The sequence below is a fragment of the Rhodococcus sp. KB6 genome (genome assembly GCF_001445685.1).
GTDB classification, from domain to species: Bacteria; Actinomycetota; Actinomycetes; order Mycobacteriales; family Mycobacteriaceae; genus Rhodococcus_F; species Rhodococcus_F qingshengii.
Map to the genome: position 1 here is coordinate 39,572 of NZ_LNAK01000134.1, position 22,328 is coordinate 61,899.

23 protein-coding genes and 1 pseudogene are annotated in these 22,328 nt (G+C 62.4%); 12 read left to right on the forward strand and 12 right to left on the reverse strand.

From position 1 onward, the window contains the following. Nucleotides 1–136 precede the first annotated feature (136 nt). From ASU23_RS20130 to glp, 3 genes are read right to left on the reverse strand one after another with little or no spacing between them, the layout of a single operon-like run. Nucleotides 137–550: a molybdenum cofactor biosynthesis protein MoaE gene (locus tag ASU23_RS20130; RefSeq protein ID WP_003944730.1), complete on the reverse strand. Its 414-nt coding sequence runs from the start codon at nt 548–550 to the stop codon at nt 137–139. Continuing rightward, complete coding sequence (gene moaCB, locus ASU23_RS20135; protein ID WP_047271627.1) at nt 543–1,529, reverse strand: bifunctional molybdenum cofactor biosynthesis protein MoaC/MoaB; 987 nt, start codon at nt 1,527–1,529, stop codon at nt 543–545. The genes ASU23_RS20130 and moaCB overlap by 8 nt, the downstream gene beginning before the upstream one ends. Before the next feature lie 28 nt (nt 1,530–1,557). After that, nucleotides 1,558–2,760: a gephyrin-like molybdotransferase Glp gene (gene glp, locus ASU23_RS20140; RefSeq protein WP_003944714.1), complete on the reverse strand. Its 1,203-nt coding sequence runs from the start codon at nt 2,758–2,760 to the stop codon at nt 1,558–1,560. Between the two features lie 111 nt (nt 2,761–2,871). Between glp and moaA the strand changes: the two genes are divergently transcribed. The 3 genes and pseudogenes from moaA to ASU23_RS20155 all read left to right on the forward strand — a co-directional run bounded on the left by moaA (nt 2,872) and on the right by ASU23_RS20155 (nt 5,250). Beyond that, a complete protein-coding gene (gene moaA / locus ASU23_RS20145; RefSeq protein WP_058038593.1) occupies nt 2,872–3,930 on the forward strand; it encodes a GTP 3',8-cyclase MoaA in 1,059 nt (352 codons plus the stop codon). Then, a complete protein-coding gene (locus ASU23_RS20150; protein ID WP_003944706.1) occupies nt 3,923–4,180 on the forward strand; it encodes a MoaD/ThiS family protein in 258 nt (85 codons plus the stop codon). The genes moaA and ASU23_RS20150 overlap by 8 nt, the downstream gene beginning before the upstream one ends. 314 nt (nt 4,181–4,494) lie before the next feature. After that, nucleotides 4,495–5,250 (forward strand): annotated as a pseudogene (locus tag ASU23_RS20155) (hypothetical protein). A 25-nt stretch (nt 5,251–5,275) separates the two neighbouring features. Here the strand turns inward: ASU23_RS20155 and nadE are convergent. Continuing rightward, on the reverse strand, nt 5,276–6,100 hold the full coding sequence (gene nadE, locus ASU23_RS20160) for an ammonia-dependent NAD(+) synthetase (protein WP_003944695.1): 825 nt from the start codon (nt 6,098–6,100) through the stop codon (nt 5,276–5,278). 68 nt (nt 6,101–6,168) lie between these two features. Here nadE and ASU23_RS20165 point away from each other — a divergent pair, with 68 nt between their 5' ends. Beyond that, nucleotides 6,169–6,723 (forward strand): nucleosidase, encoded by a 555-nt coding sequence (locus tag ASU23_RS20165; RefSeq protein WP_003944766.1) that lies wholly within the window; start codon nt 6,169–6,171, stop codon nt 6,721–6,723. A gap of 19 nt (nt 6,724–6,742) precedes the next feature. Here ASU23_RS20165 and ASU23_RS20170 read toward each other — a convergent pair whose 3' ends face one another. Next, on the reverse strand, nt 6,743–7,522 hold the full coding sequence (locus tag ASU23_RS20170) for an META domain-containing protein (RefSeq protein WP_058038594.1): 780 nt from the start codon (nt 7,520–7,522) through the stop codon (nt 6,743–6,745). A 35-nt stretch (nt 7,523–7,557) separates the two neighbouring features. After that, nucleotides 7,558–8,157 carry a TetR/AcrR family transcriptional regulator gene (locus ASU23_RS20175; protein ID WP_003944690.1) on the reverse strand — a complete coding sequence of 200 codons (600 nt, stop codon included), beginning with the start codon at nt 8,155–8,157 and terminating at the stop codon, nt 7,558–7,560. Between the two features lie 106 nt (nt 8,158–8,263). Between ASU23_RS20175 and ASU23_RS20180 the strand changes: the two genes are divergently transcribed. Beyond that, nucleotides 8,264–8,830, forward strand: a complete 567-nt coding sequence (locus tag ASU23_RS20180) for an NAD(P)H-dependent oxidoreductase (protein ID WP_003944689.1) — start codon at nt 8,264–8,266, stop codon at nt 8,828–8,830. Between the two features lie 70 nt (nt 8,831–8,900). Here ASU23_RS20180 and ASU23_RS20185 read toward each other — a convergent pair whose 3' ends face one another. After that, a complete protein-coding gene (locus ASU23_RS20185; RefSeq protein WP_058038595.1) occupies nt 8,901–9,728 on the reverse strand; it encodes a siderophore-interacting protein in 828 nt (275 codons plus the stop codon). A gap of 291 nt (nt 9,729–10,019) precedes the next feature. Between ASU23_RS20185 and nrdH the strand changes: the two genes are divergently transcribed. The 3 genes from nrdH (at nt 10,020) to nrdE (ending at nt 12,953) form a co-directional block, all read left to right on the forward strand. Continuing rightward, nucleotides 10,020–10,250, forward strand: coding sequence for a glutaredoxin-like protein NrdH (gene nrdH, locus ASU23_RS20190; protein WP_003944717.1), 231 nt, complete (start codon nt 10,020–10,022; stop codon nt 10,248–10,250). Nucleotides 10,251–10,332: 82 nt separating this feature from the next. Next, nucleotides 10,333–10,812 (forward strand): class Ib ribonucleoside-diphosphate reductase assembly flavoprotein NrdI, encoded by a 480-nt coding sequence (gene nrdI / locus ASU23_RS33510; protein ID WP_003944767.1) that lies wholly within the window; start codon nt 10,333–10,335, stop codon nt 10,810–10,812. A 59-nt stretch (nt 10,813–10,871) separates the two neighbouring features. After that, a complete protein-coding gene (gene nrdE / locus ASU23_RS20195) occupies nt 10,872–12,953 on the forward strand; it encodes a class 1b ribonucleoside-diphosphate reductase subunit alpha (RefSeq protein WP_007736057.1) in 2,082 nt (693 codons plus the stop codon). A 61-nt stretch (nt 12,954–13,014) separates the two neighbouring features. Here nrdE and ASU23_RS20200 read toward each other — a convergent pair whose 3' ends face one another. Both ASU23_RS20200 and ASU23_RS20205 read right to left on the reverse strand, forming a co-directional pair. Next, nucleotides 13,015–13,227: a hypothetical protein gene (locus tag ASU23_RS20200; RefSeq protein ID WP_003944723.1), complete on the reverse strand. Its 213-nt coding sequence runs from the start codon at nt 13,225–13,227 to the stop codon at nt 13,015–13,017. Between the two features lie 12 nt (nt 13,228–13,239). Further along, nucleotides 13,240–14,157 carry an SPFH domain-containing protein gene (locus ASU23_RS20205; protein WP_003944699.1) on the reverse strand — a complete coding sequence of 306 codons (918 nt, stop codon included), beginning with the start codon at nt 14,155–14,157 and terminating at the stop codon, nt 13,240–13,242. A gap of 170 nt (nt 14,158–14,327) precedes the next feature. Here ASU23_RS20205 and nrdF point away from each other — a divergent pair, with 170 nt between their 5' ends. Continuing rightward, nucleotides 14,328–15,293 (forward strand): class 1b ribonucleoside-diphosphate reductase subunit beta, encoded by a 966-nt coding sequence (nrdF, locus tag ASU23_RS20210; protein WP_003944744.1) that lies wholly within the window; start codon nt 14,328–14,330, stop codon nt 15,291–15,293. 75 nt (nt 15,294–15,368) lie between these two features. Here the strand turns inward: nrdF and ASU23_RS20215 are convergent, their stop codons facing one another. From ASU23_RS20215 to ASU23_RS20225, 3 genes are all read right to left on the reverse strand, one after another. Then, the gene (locus ASU23_RS20215) at nt 15,369–15,842 is read right to left on the reverse strand and encodes an NUDIX domain-containing protein (protein WP_058038596.1); all 474 of its coding nucleotides are present in this window, start codon (nt 15,840–15,842) and stop codon (nt 15,369–15,371) included. A 66-nt stretch (nt 15,843–15,908) separates the two neighbouring features. Then, complete coding sequence (locus ASU23_RS20220; protein WP_231783550.1) at nt 15,909–16,913, reverse strand: iron-siderophore ABC transporter substrate-binding protein; 1,005 nt, start codon at nt 16,911–16,913, stop codon at nt 15,909–15,911. Nucleotides 16,914–17,070: 157 nt separating this feature from the next. Then, nucleotides 17,071–18,066 (reverse strand): ABC transporter substrate-binding protein, encoded by a 996-nt coding sequence (locus ASU23_RS20225; RefSeq protein ID WP_058038598.1) that lies wholly within the window; start codon nt 18,064–18,066, stop codon nt 17,071–17,073. A gap of 349 nt (nt 18,067–18,415) precedes the next feature. On the opposite strand from ASU23_RS20225, the gene ctaD reads away from it, so the two are divergent. The 3 genes from ctaD (at nt 18,416) to ASU23_RS20240 (ending at nt 22,325) form a co-directional block, all read left to right on the forward strand. Next, nucleotides 18,416–20,206 carry a cytochrome c oxidase subunit I gene (ctaD, locus tag ASU23_RS20230; protein WP_020907234.1) on the forward strand — a complete coding sequence of 597 codons (1,791 nt, stop codon included), beginning with the start codon at nt 18,416–18,418 and terminating at the stop codon, nt 20,204–20,206. 116 nt (nt 20,207–20,322) lie between these two features. After that, nucleotides 20,323–21,543, forward strand: coding sequence for a phosphoserine phosphatase SerB (gene serB / locus ASU23_RS20235; RefSeq protein WP_042926136.1), 1,221 nt, complete (start codon nt 20,323–20,325; stop codon nt 21,541–21,543). Next, on the forward strand, nt 21,540–22,325 hold the full coding sequence (locus ASU23_RS20240; protein ID WP_082661439.1) for a peptidyl-tRNA hydrolase: 786 nt from the start codon (nt 21,540–21,542) through the stop codon (nt 22,323–22,325). Before serB ends, ASU23_RS20240 begins: the two co-directional genes overlap by 4 nt. Nucleotides 22,326–22,328: the final 3 nt, after the last annotated feature.

Sequence of the window (22,328 nt, forward strand, 5' to 3'; positions counted from 1 at the left end):
GCCGGTCGGCAGGCTTCTTCGCCGTAAGAAGAGCGGGTGCATTGAGCACTCAGCAAGAAAATTTGCGTTCTACGACGCTGGATGCCCGATTTCAGGCACCTAGTGATCGCAACTCTACCTTCCCGGAGCGTTCGACCTACAACCCGACCCATTCGGAGACGCCGTTCGCGAAGTGTTGCCGCTTCCAGATCGGTACCTCGTGCTTGATGCGCTCCACCAGTTCGGCGCACGCGGCAAACGCCTCCGCTCGATGCGGCGCGGCGACGGCGGCGACCAGTGCGAGGTCGCCGATCTCGAGGTGACCGACGCGATGGATCGCGGCAACCGGCAGGCCGGTCGAGGCCGCAACCTCTTGGCAGCACGTCTCGAGGAAGCGTTCGGCATCCGGATGCGCTTGGTACTCCAACGCCGAAACCGCTTGACCTCCATCGTGATTGCGCACCGTTCCCGTGAACACCACAACAGCGCCGTTCTTCGGACCGGCAACGGCGGCGTCGACGGTGTCTGCGTGAATCGGTTGCTCGGAGATCCGAGCCAATAGCTCACTCATCGTGCGCTCCTCCGCCTGCGACCTGCGCGAGCAGGTGATCGATGATGGGTTCGAGGACGGCGAGACCGTCCTTTACTCCACCGGGAGAACCCGGAAGATTGACGATGACCGTCGTACCTGTGAGACCTGCCACACCACGGCTCAGCGACGCGTGCGGTGTCTTCTCGAGGCCCTTGGTCCGGATCGCTTCTGCGACGCCGGGCAACTCACGGGTCAAGACTGCCCGGGTAGCTTCCGGGGTGGCGTCCGTGGGGGAAGCCCCGGTGCCGCCGGTACTGATGACGAGTGACGGGGAGCCCTCCTTGGCGTCAGCGATGCCCGCCGCGATGTCTGCGTCGGCGTACACAAGCGGTCCACGTACCTCGAAGTCCCGTTCACGTAGCCAGGTCGCGATCGTGGGTCCGGTGGTGTCGGGTCTGGTGCCGTTCGCACCGCCGGTGGAAGCCACGAGGACGGTCGCGGACCGTGCCGAGGTGAAGGTGTGCGCCGGAGCTGTCTGTGCGTTCTGAGTGTCGCGGGTCCAATGTCCGCGCTTACCACCGTCTTTGGTGAGCAGACGAACGCCGTTCATGGTAGCTCCGGGGTCCACCGCTTTGACCATGTCGTGCAAGGTCAGGCCGGCTACCGCGACGGCGGTGAGTGCTTCCATCTCGACGCCGGTCTGTCCGCGAGTCTTCGCCGTCGCCTCGACGGTGATCGATGTTTCGGTGAACCCGAATTCCACCTTGACCGACGAGAGCGCGAGTTGATGACACAGCGGGATCAGTTCGGAGGTCTTCTTCGCACCGGCGATTCCGGCGATGCGCGCGGTGGTGAGGACATCAGCCTTGGGCATGCCGTCGGCGCGGACGAGGCGAACTACCTCGGCGGTCGTGACGAGTTCGCCGGCGGCGACGGCGATACGCGTCGTCTCGGCCTTGGCGCTGACGTCGACCATGCGCGCTCGGCCCTCGCTGTCGACGTGTGTCAATTCGGTCATCAGTGTCCTTTGAATCAGATCGAGTGAATCAGATCGAGGAAGTCGAGAGCGGGACGACGTCGACGAGATCGCCCGCGCCGAGCTCGGTCACGGCGGCGGGGATGTCGATCAGGACGTCGGCCCACGCCATGGCTGCAACAAGGTGCGATCCGGGTCCGGCAACGAGTTCGATTCCGTCCGCAGTTCTGCGTGCCCGCAGGAACTGCCGCTTGCCGTCCACCGAACGCAGCGGTGCAGTCAACGGGAGTCGCTCGCGCGGGATCTCGGGCAGGCCCGCGGCCCGGCGCAGTTCGCCCCGTGCGAAGACCTCGAAGGAGACCATCGTGCTCACCGGGTTGCCCGGGAAGCTCAGTACCGGCACTTCGTTCACCACTGCAGTGCCTTGCGGACCGCCCGGCTGCATTGCGACGTGGCCGAAGTGTGCTCCCAGAGGCGTGAGAGTTTCCTTCACCACCTCGAAGTCGCCCATGGACACTCCGCCGGAGGTGAACACCAGATCAGCGACCGAGGTTGCGTACGAGAGCAATTCGCGGAACTCGGCGGGGTCGTCGCTGCTTCGGGCGACGGATACGACATCGGCGCCGTTGGCTTCGGCCAATGTTGCCAAAGCTGGACCGTTGGAATCGTAGATCTCACCGGGTTCGAGAGTTGTTCCGGCACTTTTCAGTTCGGCGCCCGTCGTAATTATCGCGACCCGTGGCTTCGTGTAGGTGTCGAGCGAGGCCAAGCCCACAGCACTCAGCGCGGCGATATGGCGAGGTTCCAAGTGCGTTCCGGCCGTGACCAGTAGCATTCCGGCGGTGATGTCGCTGCCACGTTCGCGTACGAATTCGCCTACCGACCTGCCCCGTTCGATCGTGACGACGTGCTCGGTGACACCCGTTGTGTCCTCGACCGGAACAACGGCGTCGGCACCCTCGGGGAGCGGAGCACCGGTCATGATGCGAAATGCCGATCCTGGAAGGTGTTTCGGTGGTTTTCCGCTTCCAGCGGCGATCACGCCTCGAACCGTCAGTGTGGTCGGAACCGAGGCCACAGAAGCAGCATCGACGGCATACCCGTCCATCTGCGAGTTGCGGAAGAGTGGCAGGTCTACCGGCGATGCGATATCCGAGCAAGTTATGCGCCCCAACGCTTCTGCCGTCGGAACTGCCGTCGGAGAGAGGGTGTGCAGGCCGGTGAGCAATCCGGAGATGTGCGACGCGTGTTCCTCGACCGAACGCGCGCTCATGACAGTAACCTCGACAACCTCGACATGTTTTGATCCTAGGCGGTGTGGTCCGTCCGACACACGGAGTACGGCTTTCGGTCATACTGGAGCAATACGGAAGTTGGTGAAGTGATGACAGTGGTCTCGATGGGAATTCCCACCGTGCGGTTCGACGCTGCCTCCCTCGCCGGTCGTCCCGAGACGGATCTCCTGGTCGACAGGTTCGGGCGTGTTGCCAGAGATCTGCGAGTCTCGATCACCGAGAAGTGTTCACTTCGTTGCACGTATTGCATGCCGGAGGAAGGCTTGCCGGCCATCGCTGCGGAAGATCTTCTGAGTGCCGACGAGATCATTCGAGTAGTCGGAATCGGCGTCGAACGAGTCGGTATTCGCGAGGTGAGATTCACCGGCGGCGAACCGCTGATGCGTAGTGACCTCGAAAAGATCATCGGGGGGTGCGCCGCGCGCGTGCCAGGAATTCCACTTTCCATGACTACCAACGCCGTTGGGCTCGAACATCGTGCGGCGAAGTTGGCTGCAGCTGGTTTGACTCGCATCAATGTTTCCCTGGATTCGGTTGATCGCGCCCATTTCGCTGAATTGACGCGTCGAGACAGGTTGCCGTCCGTTCTCGCGGGAATTCGAGCGGCAGCTGCGGCCGGGCTCGCGCCACTGAAGATCAATGCGGTGCTGATGCGTGAAACGCTCCACGGCGCGGCGGATCTTTTGCAGTGGTGCCTCGAAGCCGGCGTCGAATTGCGCTTTATCGAGCAAATGCCTCTCGATGCAGACCATGCATGGGCGCGCGAGAACATGGTGACTGCGGCTGAATTACTGTCGGTATTGAGTGACCGTTTCGAATTGGCCGCAATCGGTCGCGAAGACCCGTCGGCTCCTGCTGAAGAATGGCGTGTCAACGGAACTGAAATGACGGTGGGGATCATCGCTTCGGTGACGCGCTCGTTCTGCAGTGATTGCGATCGGACGCGAATGACAGCAGAGGGAACAATTCGGTCATGTTTGTTCAGTGACCGTGAAGTTGACCTGCGCGCGGCGCTCAGATCGGGAGCAAGTGACGACGAACTTGCGGATTTGTGGCGCGGTGCGATGTGGAACAAATGGGCAGGGCACGGCATCGACGCCGCGGACTTCGTTCCGCCGGAAAGAAGTATGGGAGCGATTGGTGGCTGATCCGCATTCGATCTCGGTTCGTTACTTTGCTGCTGCAGCGGATGTATCCGGTTGCCGTAGCGAGGTAGTCGCCATCTCGCCTGACAACACACTTGCCGAGTTGGTGGCGGTGCTGGTCGGGCGATACGGACCGGAGATGGAGCGAGTGCTGTCGGTCTCGGCTTTCCTCGTCGGTGACGAGTTGACCCGCGACGTCTCTCGAGCCTCCGGTAGCGCTGTCGATATTCTTCCGCCTTTCGCTGGAGGCTAGTCCGAGAATTGCCGGCGTAGCTATTTGTGGGCTGCCGACGTATTGTCCTTTTTCGGTTTGCCGGTCCAAATATTTATATCTTGATCACTCCAGCTCAAGTGGCATCTATCTCCGTTTTCTCCATTGTTGGTCAATTGTCCAGCATTGGTCGTTTTGTTTAGTTTCTCCTACTTTTAGGGGAGCGAATTCACTTCGAATTGCCAAGGTGAATTGTCATCTGTTTGGATGACAAAAGAAATACCTTCGCTGTTGGTAATTGTCGACATGTGTTAATTTTGGCGCAATTCCACTCGGGATATGTGAAAGGTATTTCAATGTCGATTAATTCCACGCGCCGTGTCGGAGTCGTCGTAGCACTCCTCGGGGCAGCTGCACTCACCGCTCCGGCAATTGCTACTGCGCTTCCGTCCACCGGTTCTCTCGGCTCTTCTGCGCCGGAAGCCTCGTGCTCGACCCTGTCCACCGAAGCGACGCCGAACGGTTGGGGCATCCCGTTCACCGACGAGAAGGATCAGACCGCGTCGTACTCGGCCGACAACGTTCTCGACAAGGACGGTTCACTGAAGCTGGCCGTCGACGGTACCGGCGATCGTTCGGTTTCCTACCATTCGGCCGGCGGTATCAAGCTGTCCGACGCAGTCGGCAAGGCGATCGGCTTTGCCGAGCGCGCCGCCACGCCGACTGCGGCGTTCCAGCTCCGCCTCACCGGAACGACCGGCGGAAAGTTCGAGAACGGATTCACCACCCTGGTGTGGGTCCCGGGACCCGACGCCACGCCGACGGCTGACGGCGGCGTTCACGCGGATCTCCAGAAGGGCGTGTGGTGGAGCACTCAGAACATCGACGGCGCCAAGGACCGCGTGTCAGTGCCTTTGGCTGACATCGTCGCCGCGAACCCGAACGCGGTAGTCGACCACTACGGCGTCAGTGTGGGCACCGGTTCCGCCGCCACGTCGACGCTGGTCGATGCAGTGCAGTTCAACGGATGCACCACCAACTTCGCGTAGAAGGATCCGGCTTCGGGAACGGGTTCGCTGGGCGACGTCTTCGGCAGCCTGTTCGGTAGCTAGTCGCTGGTAAGAGCTCTGGTAGGAGTTACTTCCACCAGTCATCGAGGGGTGTGACCGGCACCGTGCGCTTGTGACGAGTGTTGGTGAACATCTTTTCGAGCTTCTCGGCTACCTCGGAGGAAACGTCCTTTCCTTCGAGGTAGTCGTCTATCTGTGAGTACGTGACGCCGAGGGCAACTTCGTCGGGTAGCGCGGGTCGGTCGTCCTCGAGGTCGGCGGTCGGCACCTTGCGCCACGTGCTCTCGGGTGCGCCCAATTCCTGCAGCAATGCAGCGCCCTGGCGTTTGCTCAAGCCGGTGAGCGGCGTGATGTCGACACCGCCGTCACCGAATTTCGTGAAGAAGCCGGTAATCGCTTCTGCGGCGTGGTCGGTACCGATCACGAGGTAGCCGAGCTGACCGGCAATCGCATACTGGATGACCATTCGTTCGCGCGCCTTGATGTTGCCGCGGACGAAGTCGCGTAGTTCGCCGTTCCCCAACGCCTCGGAGGCCTCACGGGCCGTCGCGTCGGCGCCAGGCTTGACGTTGACCGTGAGAGAGCGGTCCGGCTTGATGAAGCCGAGCGCGATCTGAGCGTCGGATTCGTCAGCCTGAGCGCCATAGGGGAGTCGAACGGCGACGAACTCGGCCTCGTGGCCTTCTTCACGAAGTTCCGTGACCGCGCGTTGGGCGAGGGCTCCGGCGAGCGTGCTGTCCTGACCGCCGCTGATTCCCAGAACGAACCCTTTGGCGGGGGTCGAGCGCACGTAGTCCTTCAGGAACTGGACTCGCGCGCGAACCTCCGCTGCGGCGTCGATTGTCGGCTTTGTGCCGAGTTCTTCGATGATGCTTTCACGCAGTGTGGCCATGAATGGACTCTAGCGATGTGAGCAGGCGCGTGCAGTGCCACCGTATCCGGGGCGGTACGGTCGCGCACATGAGTGCGAACAACGTTCTGGTGGTCAGTGCGACGAAGTCGGAAGCGGCATACGTGCCGCAAGGATACGAACTGCTGATCACGGGGATTGGAAAGGTCAGTGCTGCAACAGCAGTCGCCTCTGCTCTCGCGCGGTACGAGCGGGATGATCTGCCGCTGGTCGTCAACATCGGGACAGCCGGTGCGCTGCACGCGCACCACGGCGGCCTCTATGTTCCCGGCGTCGTCATCAATCACGACATCAGCAGCACCGCGATCCGAGCGCTGGGGCACGACGTCGCGGACCGTTTGGTGCTCGCCGGCGGTGACGACTCGGTGTTGGCGACCGGCGACGCATTCATCGCCGACGCTGCAACCCGGGACGCCCTTGCGCAGCGAGCCGATCTGGTCGACATGGAGGGGTTTGCCATCGCATTCGCCGCGCAGGCTGCGGGTGCTACCTGCCGACTCGTCAAACACGTCAGCGATCACGCGGACGACTCGGCCTTGGACTGGCCCGCGATGATCGATGCCAGCGCCCGCGAGTTGGGGCGCTGGCTGCTCGACAACGTCTGATCGAGCCTGCAGCGTCTGGTCAAGCCTGCGCAGTCAGTATCAATCCGGTGTCGTCGGGCTTGCGCAGGGTCAGCGTGTCGGCGTCGACGGTGTAGCTCACTTCGCCGTCGAGCACCGCCAGGATCTGGCGCTCGATGTCCATGTTCTCCTCGGGGCAAGCCATACGCGTGGTTGCCATCGGCGTGAACGTGACTGTGGTGTCGGACGTCTGGGCGCTTCCGGTCATGCGATTGCATCCGGTGCTCCCGCTGACCGAACCGTCTGCGGCAATCGTCAGTTCGGGAGCTGACGTCTCCAGAGCCAGGCTCGTACTGATCGCATCGGGACTGATGAGGGACGTGACAGTCCACGTCGTGCCCTGCAGCGGTCGATCCGGCGTGACGATTTTCTTGTCCTGCAGGGTGACTGTGTCGTCCTTCGATGTCAGGACGAGGGTGTCGCCGTCGAGGCTCCACGCCGGCGCAGCGGTCAGCAATGTTGTTGTCCAGGAGTCGGATTCGGCGATGCCGGGAGGGCAGCCCATCATGGTCGACGCCATGGTGCCGGTGGTCAGCGTGCCGTCGGTGAACTCGACCGAACCGTTTGCCGTGTTGCATCCGGCGCTCGCGGACACTCGACCGGCCTGGCTGAAGTCGAGAGTCAGCGGGCCGCCGCCGGGAATTTGTGTTCCATCCACGGAGGTCGAGATGAACACACGACCGGAGGGATCCGTCTTGTCTTCGGGGGTGTCGGACGAAGCGGAGCAACCGCTTACCGCGGCGATGGTCAGGAGGCCGATGACGGCTGCAGCGATGCGCATGGGCTCACATTAAGTGGTGGGACGGATCGGGGGAGTCAACATCGAGTAACGCGCCGGGCAAGGTCTTCCCAGCCGGCGGCCAGACGCTCGGTGGTCATCCCGAGATCGCGCACCTGATGAAGGACGAGCGACGCTTCGAGTGGTGCCAACAGTGCTGAAGCGAGCAGATCGAGGTCGCCCTCGACGCCGGCTCCTCGAAGAAGCCCGATGACGTGAGCGATGCCGAGAGCCCGGGCCGGACCGCCGAAGCGGTATTCAGGAGCGTTTTCCGCCGCTCGGAGGACTTCGCCCTGTACTTCCACCATGGCAATCCGGGCTCGTCCGAACGCGATGAGGCGCTCGATCGGCGGCGCGCCCGGACCCAACGGTGGGGGGCCGAACATGAATGCCTGTTGCAGTTCTCGCTCGGTGTGATCGAGCAGTGCCTGCATCAGTCCCGATCGATTGCCGAAGCGCCGAAAAACTGTGCCCTTGCCCACACCGGCCCGGCACGCGACAGCGTCCATCGTCACCGCGTCGACACCTCGCTCGGCAACGAGGAGGGCTGCGGCGTCGAGCAGAAGTACGCGGTTACGTGCTGCGTCACCGCGCTCGACCGGCGCGGCGCCGATCTGGGGGAGGGGGATTGCGCTCACGGGATCAGGTTACAGGGCCGGGGAATGTAAGTGGACCGCGGTCCGTTTAGTTGATATAACTTTCAACCGGAGCCACCAACCGCACCACTCTCGAAGGAAACTCGCTATGTCACAGACCAATGTTCTCGTTCTCGTCGGCAGCCTGCGCGCCGGATCCGTCAACCGCCAGCTTGCCGAGACGGCTGTGTCCGCCGCGCCCGAGGGTGCAACGCTGACGGTCTTCGAAGGCCTCGCCGACGTCCCCTTCTACAACGAAGACATCGACGTCGAGGGTGCTTCCATTCCCGCTGTCGACGCACTGCGCGCCGCTGCGAGCGACGCTGACGCGTTCCTGCTCGTCACCCCCGAATACAACGGCACCATCCCCGCAGTTCTGAAGAACGCCATCGACTGGATCTCGCGTCCGTACGGTGTCGGTGCAGTCAAGGACAAGGCTGTCGCAGTCATCAGCGCTTCGCCCAGTGGCAACGGCGCCAAGTGGGCACACGAAGACACCACCAAGGCAGTCCGCATCGCCGGCGGCAAGGTCGTCGAGGACACCGCACTGAGCATCGGTGGAACCGGCGCACTGTTCGGTGAGCTGCACCCGCGTGAGAACGCAGAGGTGCTCGCTCAGGTCTCCAAGGTCGTCTCCGACCTCGTCGACGCCGGCAAGCAGCTCGTCAACGCGTAATCCGTTTCACGAGTGAGGGCCATGCCGGAAGGTATGGCCCTCACTCGTATGCGAGTCACGCCCATATGCGCTAAAGCCCTTCGCGTTCCATCGCGTCGTCGACGGCGTCGCGAACCGCTTCGAAATCCTTGCCGGCCATCATCGCTTCGCCCATCGCGGCGTCGATACGGTCGGCGACGACGGCGTACCGACGCTCCCAGTTCTCCTTGTCCTCCCGCCAGTAACCCATCACGTGCATGCGGGGTGCCGGGATTTCCCATGTTCGACGCAGATGGGCGCGGATGCGTCTGGCGGTCGCGGCCTCGACTGCACACCAGATGTAGCCCTCGCCGGGAGGTAGGGCAGCGCCGGCCAATTCGGCGAGCAGCGAGTCCGATTCCTCGATCCATCGGTAGTGAGCGTCGGCGCGCGTCGTGAACGTCTGCTGTTCGCTCGGCGCGGGTACCTGCGCGATGACGTGGATCGGTAGACCGTCGGGTGCTTCTTCGAGAATTCGCCCGATCGCGGGCAGAGCGGCGTGATCGGCGACCATCAGCAGCCAGTCGCAACCTGCCGGCGGCGTGAACCACCCGCTCGCCGTCGAGAGGTGAACGGTCTCGCCCGGTTGCGCAGTCGCGGCCCAGAGTGCCGCGCCGCCGTGGCCGTGGAGAACGAAGTCGATCTCCAGTTCGTTCTTCGACGGCTGCCAGCGCCGGACGGTGTAACTACGGGCGTGAGGGGGATCGAGGGGGAATCTGACGAGCACCCGTTCGTCGGGGCTCCCGCTCGTCTCGAAGTCGCTCAGGCCCTCCCCACCGAAGGTGATTCTGCGCATCAACGGTGTCACCTGCTGTGTTCTCGTCACGGTTGCCTCGTGGCGTGGAGCCTCGTCCTTCGGGGGTGTTTCCACGACGCTCATGGTAGGTCCGTGGCGCGGCTCCGAGAGGCTGGCGAGCACAAAAAGAAACTGTGACGCGCGACACGCCGACGCGCCGGGAAATGAAGGCGCTGAACTGGGGCGACCTGGGAATTCCAACGATGTGACTCACAACATCTCGCGTTATGTGTTTCTGTCGGCCACTAGGTGTAGTGTCTTGAGCACTGAGAGACCACAACGCGGAACGCCTCGAGCGAGACTCCGGCAATCGGTCGTATCGGTGCTGAACATCACTACATCGGCCTTTGTTGGCTAAGCGAAAGAGGGACTCTCATGAGCATCACCGTCTACACCAAGCCCGCTTGCGTTCAGTGCAATGCCACCTACCGCGCCCTGGACAAGGCCGGTCTCGAATACAACGTCATCGACATCACCGAGGATGCCGAAGCCCGCGACTACGTCATGGCTCTCGGGTACCTCCAGGCACCCATCGTGGTTGCCGGTGAAGATCACTGGTCGGGCTTCCGTCCCGATCGCATCAAGACCCTGACCGTCGCTGCTTGAAGCGCCGCAGTGTCGGCGGTGGACACCTCCGCCGACACATCTGAGTAGTTCCGGGCACCGTACAAGAAAATGGTGACAACCGATGACTTCGCTGGTCTATTTTTCCAGCGTGTCGGAGAACACCCACCGATTCGTTCAACGTCTCGGCCTGCCTGCGACACGTATACCTATCCATGACCGTGACGGCTCATTTCGTGTAGACGAGCCCTATGTGCTGATTCTGCCCACCTATGGTGGCGGGGTCACCGTGACAGGGCGCGACACCAGTTATGTACCGAAGCCGGTCATTCGTTTTTTGAACAATCCACACAACAGGTCGTTGATCAGAGCAGTGATCGCGGCGGGAAACACCAATTTCGGTGAGTCCTTTTGCTATGCAGGAAACATCATTTCCCAGAAATGCCACGTTCCTTTTCTGTACCGGTTCGAACTCATGGGCACTGCCGAGGACGTCGACCGGGTACGAGAAGGCTTGGGGGAGTTCTGGAATCATCTCGAAACAGAGAAGGAGCACGGGCAGTGGCGCCAACCATCACTGACACGATCGCGGCAGGAAGCGTAGAGCGTGATGCGCGCGGCGGCGATTCCACCAACGGTCTCGACTACCACGCACTCAACGCCATGCTCAACCTGTACGGCGCCAACGGTGAGATCCAGTTCGAGATGGATGTCGCTGCAGCCCGTCAGTACTTCTTGCAGCACGTCAACCAGAACACCGTGTTCTTCCACAACCTCGACGAGAAGCTGGACTACCTCGTCGAGGAAAACTATTACGAGCCCGAGGTTCTCGATCAGTACTCACGTACTTTCGTGAAGTTCCTGATCGATCACGCGTACGCCAAGAAGTTCCGCTTCCCGACGTTCCTGGGTGCATTCAAGTACTACACCTCCTACACGCTCAAGACCTTCGACGGTAAGCGCTACCTCGAGCGTTTCGAAGATCGTGTCTGCATGGTTGCGCTCACCCTGGCCGCAGGCAACGAAGACCTGGCCGTCGAACTCGTCGACGAGATCATCGCCGGACGCTTCCAGCCCGCCACCCCGACGTTCCTGAACTCGGGCAAGAAGCAGCGCGGTGAGCCCGTGTCCTGCTTCCTGCTTCGTATCGAAGACAACATGGAGTCCATCGGTCGCTCCATCAACTCGGCACTGCAGCTGTCCAAGCGCGGTGGCGGAGTTGCCTTGCTGCTCACCAACGTTCGTGAGCACGGCGCCCCGATCAAGAAGATCGAGAACCAGAGTTCGGGTGTCATCCCGATCATGAAGCTTCTCGAGGACTCGTTCTCCTACGCCAACCAGTTGGGTGCGCGTCAGGGCGCCGGTGCTGTGTACCTGCATGCGCACCACCCCGACATCTACCGGTTCCTCGACACCAAGCGTGAGAACGCCGACGAGAAGATCCGTATCAAGACGCTCTCACTCGGCGTCGTGATCCCGGACATCACGTTCGAACTGGCGAAGAAGAACGAGGACATGTACCTGTTCTCGCCGTACGACGTCGAGCGCATCTACGGAGTTCCGTTCTCCGACATCAACGTCTCCGAGAAGTACTACGAGATGGTCGACGACAAGCGAATTCGCAAGTCCAAGATCAAAGCTCGCGAGTTCTTCCAGACCGTCGCCGAATTGCAGTTCGAATCGGGCTACCCCTACATCATGTTCGAGGACACGGTGAACCGGGCGAACCCGATCGAAGGCAAGATCACGCACTCGAACCTGTGCTCGGAGATCCTGCAGGTTTCGACGCCTTCACTGTTCAACGACGACCTGTCCTACTCGAAGGTCGGCAAGGACATCTCCTGCAACCTGGGTTCGCTGAACATCGCGAAGACCATGGACTCGCCCGACTTCGCCAAGACCATCGAAGTGTCGATCCGCGGATTGACGGCGGTGTCCGACCAGACGCACATCTACTCGGTGCCGTCGATCGAGCAGGGCAACAACGACTCTCACGCCATCGGCCTCGGTCAGATGAACCTGCACGGATACCTCGCTCGTGAGCGGATCTTCTACGGCAGCGAAGAAGGCATCGACTTCACGAACATCTACTTCTACACCGTGCTCTTCCACGCACTGCGTGCGTCGAACAAGATCGCCATCGAGCGCGGCTCGTACTTCAAGGGTTTCCCGGAGTCGAAGTACGCCTCGGGTGAATTCTTCGACAAGTACACCGACCAGGCCTGGGAGCCGGCAACCGACAAGGTTCGCGGACTCTTCGCCGATGCGAAGCTGCACATCCCCACCCAGGACGACTGGCGTGAGCTGAAGGCTTCGGTTCAGAAGCACGGTATCTACAACCAGAACCTTCAGGCCGTCCCGCCGACCGGCTCGATCTCGTACATCAACTACTCCACCAGCTCCATCCACCCGGTGGCGTCGAAGATCGAGATCCGCAAGGAAGGCAAGATCGGCCGCGTCTACTACCCGGCGCCCTACCTGACCAACGACAACCTGGAGTACTACCAGGATGCCTACGAAATCGGGTACGAGAAGATCGTCGACACCTATGCTGCCGCAACGCAACACGTCGACCAGGGCCTGTCGCTGACGCTGTTTTTCAAGGACACCGCAACCACTCGCGACATCAACAAGGCGCAGATCTACGCGTGGCGTAAGGGTATCAAGACGCTGTACTACATCCGTCTGCGTCAGATGGCTCTCGAAGGCACCGAGGTCGAGGGCTGCGTTTCCTGCATGCTGTAAAGGGCTCCGCCCCCGTGCGCCTTTTCGGTAGTGGTTACTACCGAAAAGGCGCACAGGGGTATCAGGCCGGCGGGCGGCCGGGACCGTGCATCTTGCCGGCGTTCTTCGGCATTCGACCGTGCTCGGTGAGTGCGCGCCGAAGGAGAAACTCGATCTGGGCGTTGGTACTTCGGAGATCGTCGGCGGCCCAGCGGGCGAGGGCGTCGTGTACCGCTGGGTCCAACCGAAGAAGGATCTTCTTACGCTCGGATCGCGGAGCTGGATCCGTGGCCATGTGGCCTTTCCTTTACTGGTAGAGCGAACCGGTGTTGAGCACCGGTTGTGCGTCGCGGTCGCCGCACAGCACGACCAGAAGGTTACTGATCATCGTGGCCTTGCGTTCCTCGTCGAGTTCGACGACGTGCTTTTCCTCGAGCTGCTTGAGTGCCATGTCGACCATGGACACCGCGCCTTCGACGATTTGCTTGCGGGCGGCTATCACAGCACCCGCTTGCTGGCGCCGAAGCATCGCGCTGGCGATCTCCGGTGCATACGAGAGCCTGTTGATGCGTGTCTCGATAACTTCGACACCCGCCGCACGCACGCGGGCGTGAACCTCCTCCGACAAGGTGGTGGTGATGATATCGGCGTTCTCGCGCAACGAGACTCGGCCTTCGGCGTCGTACGGGTAGCTACCGGCGATATGGCGGACGGCCGCCTCGGTCTGTACGGAGACGAACTCCTCGTAATCGTCCACCTGGAACGAGGCGAGCGCTGTGTCGGCCACCTGCCAGACGACCACCGCCGAGATCTCGATGGGATTGCCGTCGGCGTCGTTCACTTTCGCCTGACCGGTCTCATGGTTTCGGATGCGCGTCGAGATCGATCGACGGACCGTCAGCGGATTTGTCCATCGCAGTCCCGGCGTGCGCAAGGTGCCGCTGTACGAGCTTCCGAGAAGTTGCAGAACTCGGGCTTGATTCGGTTGCACCAAGGTCAGGCCCATCAGGAGGGGGAGTGACGCGATGAACAGCACCACTCCGACCGGAATCAGGGCGAAGAGTCCCAGAACTCCGCCAACGACGGACAGCGCGATTCCGGCCAGGAAGAGAAGGACGCCGCCGAGGAGCATCCAGCTGCCGGACAGGTCCCAGCCTGGGCGTTCGGCGATCGTTGTGGTGGCGACACCGGTCGGTTTCTCGGCCACGGTGGGTGTGCTGGTCATGCGACACTCGCTTTCCATCGGTAAGTGATATTTAATTGATATCACATTTTTTGTACTCGTGGAGGGGCGCGTGCGACACATGTTGTTGTGTTGGCATCGCGGACCCGACACAACGGGTAGTGTTCAGGCAAGCCAACATTCGGCAGTATCTCTCTCGCTAGGTAGGAATTATGGTCAAGCTGGTCAGTCGCGTTTCCGCCATCAACTGGAATCGCGTCCAGGACGAGAAGGACGCCGAGGTATGGGATCGCCTCGTCAGCAACTTCTGGCTGCCCGAAAAGGTGCCGGTCTCCAACGACATCCCGTCCTGGGGAACGCTGACCGCGCAGGAGCAGCAGCTCACCATGCGCGTCTTCACGGGCCTGACGCTGCTCGACACCATCCAGGGAACCGTCGGCGCCGTCAGCCTCATCCCGGACGCGATCACTCCCCACGAAGAAGCGGTGTACACCAACATCGCCTTCATGGAATCGGTGCACGCGAAGAGCTACAGCTCTATCTTCTCGACGCTGTGCTCCACCCCGGACATCGACGACGCGTTCCGCTGGTCGGAGGAGAACCCGAACCTGCAGCGCAAGGCGCAGATCGTTCTCGACTACTACAACGGTGAGTCGCCGCTCAAGCGTAAGGTCGCATCGACGCTCCTCGAGAGCTTCCTCTTCTACTCCGGCTTCTACCTGCCGATGTACTGGTCCTCGCGAGCCAAGCTCACCAACACCGCAGACCTCATCCGCCTCATCATCCGCGACGAGGCCGTGCACGGGTACTACATCGGCTACAAGTACCAGAAGGGCCTCGAACAGCTCACCGAGGCCGAGCGTGAAGAGCTCAAGAACTACACGTTCGAGTTGCTCTTCGAGCTCTACGAGAACGAGGTCGACTACACCCAGGACCTCTACGACGGCGTCGGTCTGACCGAGGATGTCAAGAAGTTCCTGCGCTACAACGCCAACAAGGCGCTCAACAATCTCGGCTACGAAGGCCTCTTCCCGAAGGACGAGACGGACGTCAATCCGGCTATCCTGTCGGCACTTTCACCGAATGCGGACGAGAATCACGACTTCTTCTCCGGCTCGGGTAGCTCCTACGTCATCGGCAAAGCCGTCAACACCGAAGACGACGACTGGGATTTCTAGAGCGACCCTGCACCCAACGAAGCCCGACTCCTGCACACGCGGGAATCGGGCTTCGGTCGTCGATGGGCGAGTGGGTCAGCGCTGAAACCACGCTTCCGGCTTGTCCAGCAATGCTTTTGCGAGGCGCAGACGCGAGGTTTCCGTCATGTCCGAAGGCAATCCGCTCGGCGCGAACCACGCGACCTCGAGGTTTTCGTCGTCCGCCACGTGTGCATCTCCGCCGGTCCACCTGGCCAGGAAACACACGTCGAGGTACTGAGTCACGTCGCCGTTGGGGTACGTAATGGGCTCTGTGACATCGACACTCGTGATCCGAACCAATTCGGCGTCGACGCCGGTTTCTTCCTTCGCCTCGCGCACCGCCGCCGCCGACGGTTCCTCCCCAGGCTCGAGAACGCCGGACACGACGGCCCACTGACCGTTGTCGGCGCGGCGGGTGAGCAGGACCCGACCGTCGTCGTCGCGGATCACGACGCTCACTCCGGACAGCCAGAGCGGCGCATGACCGACCTTCTCGCGCAAAGCGACAATGAATTCCGGGATCGGCATGATCAGAACCCGACCGTCACAGTTGTGGCGAGCCGCCTCGAATGTGGGAGTTGTGGTTCGTTCCGGTCAGCTCGCATATCCGTTCAAGGTTCCCTTCAAGTCCGCCAATACGGCACGGGCAGCAGTCATCCCGTTTCCGTTCCAGATGTCGTCTTCCGCTACGAACACACGTCGGTCGGTGGCAGCGGCGAGGTCCTGCCACTGGTCGCTCTTCATGATCTCGGTGCCGTAGGTACGGCCGTTCGGCCCGTCGAAGAGGACGTAGATCAAGTCCCCTTCGGCGGCGCTGAGATCGTCGGCCGGAATCGGTGCCGTGGTCGCATCGGTCAATCGCTGCGCCGGTGGGCGCCGGACGCCGACGTCGCTGAGGATCTGTCCGGCGAAGGATGCAGGGCCCTCGATCTGCAGGTCCTTCGAACCGAACCGAACCACTGATGCCTGCGTCTGCGATGCATTCAATGCGTCGCCGAGCTGCACGACGTCCTGCTGGTAGCGGTCCAGCTCCGTCGCAGCCGCGGACGAACGGCCCAGTGCCTGGCCGGCGAGGGCGAACTGCGCTTTCCAGTACACGGGATCCGAGCCCGCGAACACGGTGGGGGCGATGGCGTCGAGTTGCCCGTACAAGCCGTCGGACGCCGGACTGGACCCGAGGATCAAGTCCGGCGCGGCGGCCTTCACTGCGTTGACGTCAGGCGCGCTCACGGGGCCGACACTCGGAATCTCCGAGATGCCGAAACCCAGGTACGACGGTTGAGGCGAGTCGACACCGGTTGCGGCGCCCACTACCCGCTCCCACAGACCGAGGGCGCACACGGCGTCCATCGAGACACTGTCGAGGACCACGATCCGTTGGGGATCGGAAGGAACCTCGGTTTCACCCGCAGTGTGTACGACTCGACGCTTCACCCCGGGGCCCGCTCCCGGGTCGGCTTGCGTCGGCGTCGGGCACGCGGTGGCGGTGTCGCGTTCGATGCCCATCACGCCGGCACCGGCGATCGACGTAGTGGTCCGGACGATGGTGCTCGCCGGATCGTCCGACGAGTCGGACGAGCAACCACCGAGGACGAGCATCGTGGCGGCGATCCCCAGGATCGAGACACGACGAACGGACGTGCAGGCGGTCGTGCGTGAGAGAACAGACGTGCGTGAGAGAACAGACGTGCGTGAGAGAACAGACAAGTCGACGGCTTCCTGTGTGAGCGGGCGCCGTTCAGGTTAGCTGTTCGACTCAGCTGTTCTGCTTGTCCACCTCGAACGTGTCCGAGAGGTCGTCGAGGATCATGTGGGCGCCCTGGATGCTGACCGGCGACATCCAACGTGAATCGTCCACGTCGACCTTGCGTCCTCGAAGCGTCTGCCACAGCGGGCTCTCGAGGAACGGCTTCGCGGCTTCGGCGCTCTTGCCCTCGGCGTCCTGCCAGGTGCTGATGAAGATGACGTCCGCGTCGGCTTCGTTGATCAGCTCGGGGCTGATCTTCATCATGATGTTGCCGGCATCGGCGGGGTCAGGTCCCTGGTTGTCCGGGCGCTTCAATCCGGCGTCCTGAAGAACGATGCCGCTGAACGAGGTGGTGCGGTAGAGACGTGCGGTCGGTTCACCGGCGAACCGGACTACCGAGATGACCGGGTTGTTCGCCTTCTCGTTGATTTCCTTGCCGACGGCAGCCGCGCGTGTTTCGTATTCGGTGATCTTCGCCTCGGCCAGCGATTCCTTGCCCAGCGCTTGACCGACTACGCGGATGTTGTCCTTCCACGTCGGACCGGTCGTCTGGGTGAAGACGGTGGGCGCGATTGCGGAGAGCTGCTCGTAGTTCTTCCCGTCGCGGACCTCGGCGGAGATGATGAGGTCCGGCTGCAGTGCGGCGATCTTCTCGAGGCTTGCACTGCTGACCGTGCCGACCGAGACGGCGTCCGCGGCGAATTCCTCCCGCGAGGATCCGAGGTAGTCGGGCAGACCGGGCTCGCGGTAGTCGACGTAGCCGACGAGCGGGGATTCGAGGAGAAGGACGGCGTCGGTGAAGCTGTTGTCGAGCGCGACGATCCGCTGGGGTGCTGCCGGGATTTCGGTGCTTCCACGGAAGTGTTCGATCGTGCGGGGGAATGCGCCCGACTCGGTCGAGGTGGTGGTTGCAGCGGGCTCGTCGTTACTCGAGCAGGCTGGAACGACCAAGGCGATCGAGGCTGCGACGGCTACCAGCGCGGCGCGGCGGGGAAAGAATTTCACTGAATACTCCTGAGGTGAGTTAGGCGAGGGTGACCTTATCAGTGGAGGAGATGGCCGAAAACGGACACCGGCCGAATTCTTCGACGGGTACGACACGCCGATTCGGATGTGGGTTCGGACTCCCGAGGGAACATAAACCGCAGGTCGTTCGTTTGGTGCCCCCAAAAACGGATGCTCGAGTACGACGCAGAGTAGGACCGGGTCGCGGTGCCTCGGAGTCACGGTCTACGATTCGATGAGCGCAAGCCAGAAGCCGTTGTCCGCAGCCCGGGCGACGGACCCTGCGGGCGCAACCAAGGGCTCTTTGACGGAGTCTGCGGAGCGACCAAAGGCACATTCAGGAGGATCAGTGACTGCCGTAGCGCCCCAGCCAGTCCCCACGATAGCGCCGGCCAGGCCTTACCCGCCGCGGCAGGGACCCAAGGGCTCATTCATTTTCAAGATGATCACGACCACCGATCCCAAGGTGCTCGGAATCATGTACTTGGCGACTTCCATCGCCTTCTTCCTCATCGGTGGCCTCATGGCACTGATGATGCGTGCCGAACTTGCTGTACCCGGCATGCAGTTCCTTTCCAACGAACAGTTCAACCAGCTGTTCACCATGCACGGCACGATCATGCTGCTGCTGTACGCGACCCCGATCGTCTTCGGCTTCGCGAACTACATTCTTCCGCTCCAGATCGGTGCACCCGACGTCGCGTTCCCGCGTCTGAACGCGTTCAGCTACTGGCTGTACCTGTTCGGCGCGATCATCACGACGGCCGGATTCGTCACGCCCGGTGGCGCAGCAGACTTCGGTTGGACGGCATACACGCCGCTGACCAGCGCGCTGCACAGCCCCGGCGTCGGCGCCGACCTGTGGGTCTTGGGTCTGGCTGTCGCCGGCCTCGGCACCATCCTCGGTGGCGTCAACATGGTCACCACCGTGATTTGCCTGCGCGCACCCGGTATGACCATGTTCCGCATGCCGATCTTCACCTGGAACATCTTCATCACCAGCATCCTGATCCTGCTGGCGTTCCCGCTGCTGACCGCTGCATTCATGGGCCTGTTCGTCGACCGCCATCTCGGTGGGCACATCTTCGACCCGGCAACGGGCGGTGTGCTCCTGTGGCAGCACCTGTTCTGGTTCTTCGGTCACCCCGAGGTGTACATCATCGCGCTGCCGTTCTTCGGCATCGTCTCGGAGATCTTCCCGGTCTTCAGCCGTAAGCCGATCTTCGGCTACAGCGGCCTGGTGTACGCAACGTTGGCCATCGCCGCTCTGTCGATCGCAGTGTGGGCCCACCACATGTACGCGACGGGTGCTGTTCTCCTGCCGTACTTCTCGTTCATGACGTTCCTGATCGCCGTGCCGACAGGTGTGAAGATCTTCAACTGGATCGGCACGATGTGGAAGGGGCAGTTGACCTTCGAATCGCCGATGCTGTTCTCGATCGGCTTCCTGATCACCTTCCTCTTCGGTGGTCTGTCGGGTGTCATCCTCGCGAGCCCGCCGCTCGACTTCCACGTCACCGACAGCTACTTCGTCGTCGCCCACTTCCACTACGTGGTCTTCGGCACGGTCGTGTTCGCCACGTATGCCGGTATCTACTTCTGGTTCCCGAAGATGACCGGTCGCATGATGGACGAGCGTCTTGGCAAGTGGCACTTCTGGACCACGTTCGTCGGTTTCCACGGCACGTTCCTCGTTCAGCACTGGCTCGGTGCCGAAGGTATGCCGCGTCGTTACGCCGACTACCTGCCCTCGGACGGGTTCACGGTGCTGAACTCGGTGTCCACGATCTTTGCCTTCGTGCTCGGTGCCTCGACGCTTCCGTTCATCTGGAACGTCTTCAAGAGCTACCGCTACGGCGAGGTGGTCACCGTCGACGATCCGTGGGGTTACGGAAACTCGCTGGAGTGGGCAACCACCTGCCCGCCGCCGCGTCACAACTTCACCGAGTTGCCGCGCATCCGTAGCGAGCGTCCGGCGTTCGAGCTGCACTACCCGCACATGGTGGAGCGGATGCGCGCGGAAGCGCACGTCGGCCCCGGCCACGGCGGGAAGAACGCCAGCACCGTGCTCGAAGATGCTCGTCACGAGCCGCTCACGGTCGGGGACGAAGGCGACCCTGGAACCGACAGCCGCTCCTGAGCGAAGTAACACACTGAAGTAATCAGCGAAGGCCCCGCCCGAGTAACGGGTGGGGCCTTTCGCTTGGCACAATAGTGACGATCAAGACGCGAACGAAGAAACGATCGGAGTTTTCGGTGGGTGCCTCTGACACCACTGTTCTGGTGACTGTGACCGGGCCGGACCGCCCTGGCGTCACCTCGGTACTGTTCGCGGCGCTGTCGCGGCACGATGTGCGTCTACTCGACGTGGAGCAGGTGGTGATTCGAGGTCGACTGACACTCGGTGTCATGGTTGCCTGCCCGAACGATCCCGAAGCGCTTCAGGAAGAACTCGAACAGGCGATGGCGACGGTCGGAATGAACGTCGACATCGAAATCGGTGCCGATCCCGGACGGCCCGCGGTGTCCACCCACGCGGTCGTTGTTCTCGGTAGCCCGGTCAATGCTCGCGCAATGCGATCGGTTGCACGCGAACTCGCGAAGCAGGGCGCAAACATCGATTCCATCCGTGGTGTCGCCGACTATCCGGTCACCGGCCTCGAACTCAGCGTCAGCGCGGCCGATACGACCGACGGCGACGCGAAGCTGCGCACCGGACTCGCCGAGGTCGCCGCACTCGAAAACGTCGACATCGCGGTCGAGCGCGCAGGTCTCGCTCGACGGGCCAAGCGTCTGATCGTGTTCGACGTGGACTCGACGCTCGTCCAGGGCGAGGTCATCGAGATGCTGGCCGCGAAGGCCGGCGTCGAGGACGAGGTCCGCGCCGTCACCGAAGCTGCGATGCGCGGCGAGATCGACTTCACCGAATCACTGCACCAGCGTGTGGCGACACTCGCCGGTCTCGACGCCTCCGTCATCGACGAGGTGGCAGAGAGCATCGAACTGACGCCGGGTGCGCGAACCACGATTCGCACCCTGCGCCGTCTCGGATTCCACTGCGGCGTGGTGTCGGGTGGCTTCCGGCAGGTCATCGAAGGCCTCGCACACGAACTCGAACTGGACTTCGTGCACGCCAACACCCTCGAAATCGTCGACGGCAAGCTGACCGGACGTGTGATCGGTGAAATCGTCGACCGCGCCGCGAAGGCCGTTGCGCTGCGCAAGTTCGCCGATCAGGTCGGTGTGCCGATGGAACAGACCGTCGCCGTCGGTGACGGTGCCAACGACATCGACATGCTCAACGCCGCGGGCCTGGGCGTGGCGTTCAACGCCAAGCCTGCGTTGCGGGAGGTCGCAGATGCTGCGTTGTCGCATCCCTTCCTCGACGCTGTGCTGTTCATTCTCGGTGTGACCCGCGACGAGGTCGAGGCTGCGGACGCCGTCGACGGTGGCGTGCGACGCGTACCGATTCCATGAGTTCCGATCCAGCATTCAGTTCCGATCCAGCTGTGATGTCCGGCCCCGATTCGCGCTGGCGCGAGCGCCACGCGGTGCTGGCTGCTGGGTACGGAGGGCGAGACGATCCCGCGGATCCGGCGCTGGTGTTGGCGATGCCGATCGTTCTGCACATTCCGAAGGCAGACCCGCCCAAGCGCACCGCACTGCTCGAGGCTGCGGCAACGGCGGCTGTGGCGCTGTGTCTGGACGAACGCGTCGGGTTCACCGAAGACGGGGAACCCGGCCCCTGGCACGAGGACTATTCGGCGTGGGTGGGTGCCCGGATTCGGAAGGTGTCTCGTCGAGCGCGAGGAGCGCAGTGGCTCGCCGCGCAGGAGGTACCGGGAATCACCGTCGATGTGGATGGCGCGCAGGCGCGGGCTCTGGTTCCCGGGCCGGTCGGAGAACTGGACCCGCGAATCAAGAAGTTGCAGATCGGTGGGACCGATCTCGAGCACGACGAGCCTGGCCCGCCGGAGCCTGGTCTTCCGGTGCTGTGGATCGACTCGGCGCTCGAGATGACGGTTGGCAAGGCTTCGGCACAGGTCGGGCATGCCTCGATGTTGTTGGCGGCGGCCATGTCCGAGAAACAGTGCTGGGCCTGGACGCAGAACGACTTTCGCTGCTCGGTGCGCGACGCGAGCCCGGAACAGTGGGCCGAAGCAGTAGTTCGGCTGAAGAAGTCGGAGGCCGTCGCGGTTCGTGACGCTGGTTTCACGGAAGTGGCACCAGGCTCCATGACAGTCATCGCGGTTCCGTAGAGA

What these genes read in the sequence shown, in the direction of transcription:
- nrdH (WP_003944717.1), top strand. Translation starts at nt 10,020, where the DNA reads ATGAGCATCACCGTCTACACCAAGCCCGCTTGCGTTCAGTGCAATGCC.
- ASU23_RS20205 (WP_003944699.1), bottom strand. Translation starts at nt 14,157, where the DNA reads ATGACCAGCACACCCACCGTGGCCGAGAAACCGACCGGTGTCGCCACC.
- nrdE (WP_007736057.1), top strand. Translation starts at nt 10,872, where the DNA reads ATGCTCAACCTGTACGGCGCCAACGGTGAGATCCAGTTCGAGATGGAT.
- ASU23_RS20180 (WP_003944689.1), top strand. Translation starts at nt 8,264, where the DNA reads ATGTCACAGACCAATGTTCTCGTTCTCGTCGGCAGCCTGCGCGCCGGA.
- nrdF (WP_003944744.1), top strand. Translation starts at nt 14,328, where the DNA reads ATGGTCAAGCTGGTCAGTCGCGTTTCCGCCATCAACTGGAATCGCGTC.
- nrdI (WP_003944767.1), top strand. Translation starts at nt 10,333, where the DNA reads ATGACTTCGCTGGTCTATTTTTCCAGCGTGTCGGAGAACACCCACCGA.
- ASU23_RS20130 (WP_003944730.1), bottom strand. Translation starts at nt 550, where the DNA reads ATGAGTGAGCTATTGGCTCGGATCTCCGAGCAACCGATTCACGCAGAC.
- ASU23_RS20200 (WP_003944723.1), bottom strand. Translation starts at nt 13,227, where the DNA reads ATGGCCACGGATCCAGCTCCGCGATCCGAGCGTAAGAAGATCCTTCTT.
- ASU23_RS20185 (WP_058038595.1), bottom strand. Translation starts at nt 9,728, where the DNA reads ATGAGCGTCGTGGAAACACCCCCGAAGGACGAGGCTCCACGCCACGAG.
- moaA (WP_058038593.1), top strand. Translation starts at nt 2,872, where the DNA reads ATGACAGTGGTCTCGATGGGAATTCCCACCGTGCGGTTCGACGCTGCC.
- moaCB (WP_047271627.1), bottom strand. Translation starts at nt 1,529, where the DNA reads ATGACCGAATTGACACACGTCGACAGCGAGGGCCGAGCGCGCATGGTC.
- ASU23_RS20240 (WP_082661439.1), top strand. Translation starts at nt 21,540, where the DNA reads ATGAGTTCCGATCCAGCATTCAGTTCCGATCCAGCTGTGATGTCCGGC.
- nadE (WP_003944695.1), bottom strand. Translation starts at nt 6,100, where the DNA reads ATGGCCACACTGCGTGAAAGCATCATCGAAGAACTCGGCACAAAGCCG.
- ASU23_RS20165 (WP_003944766.1), top strand. Translation starts at nt 6,169, where the DNA reads ATGAGTGCGAACAACGTTCTGGTGGTCAGTGCGACGAAGTCGGAAGCG.
- ASU23_RS20220 (WP_231783550.1), bottom strand. Translation starts at nt 16,913, where the DNA reads ATGCTCGTCCTCGGTGGTTGCTCGTCCGACTCGTCGGACGATCCGGCG.
- ASU23_RS20215 (WP_058038596.1), bottom strand. Translation starts at nt 15,842, where the DNA reads ATGCCGATCCCGGAATTCATTGTCGCTTTGCGCGAGAAGGTCGGTCAT.
- ASU23_RS20170 (WP_058038594.1), bottom strand. Translation starts at nt 7,522, where the DNA reads ATGCGCATCGCTGCAGCCGTCATCGGCCTCCTGACCATCGCCGCGGTA.
- glp (WP_003944714.1), bottom strand. Translation starts at nt 2,760, where the DNA reads ATGAGCGCGCGTTCGGTCGAGGAACACGCGTCGCACATCTCCGGATTG.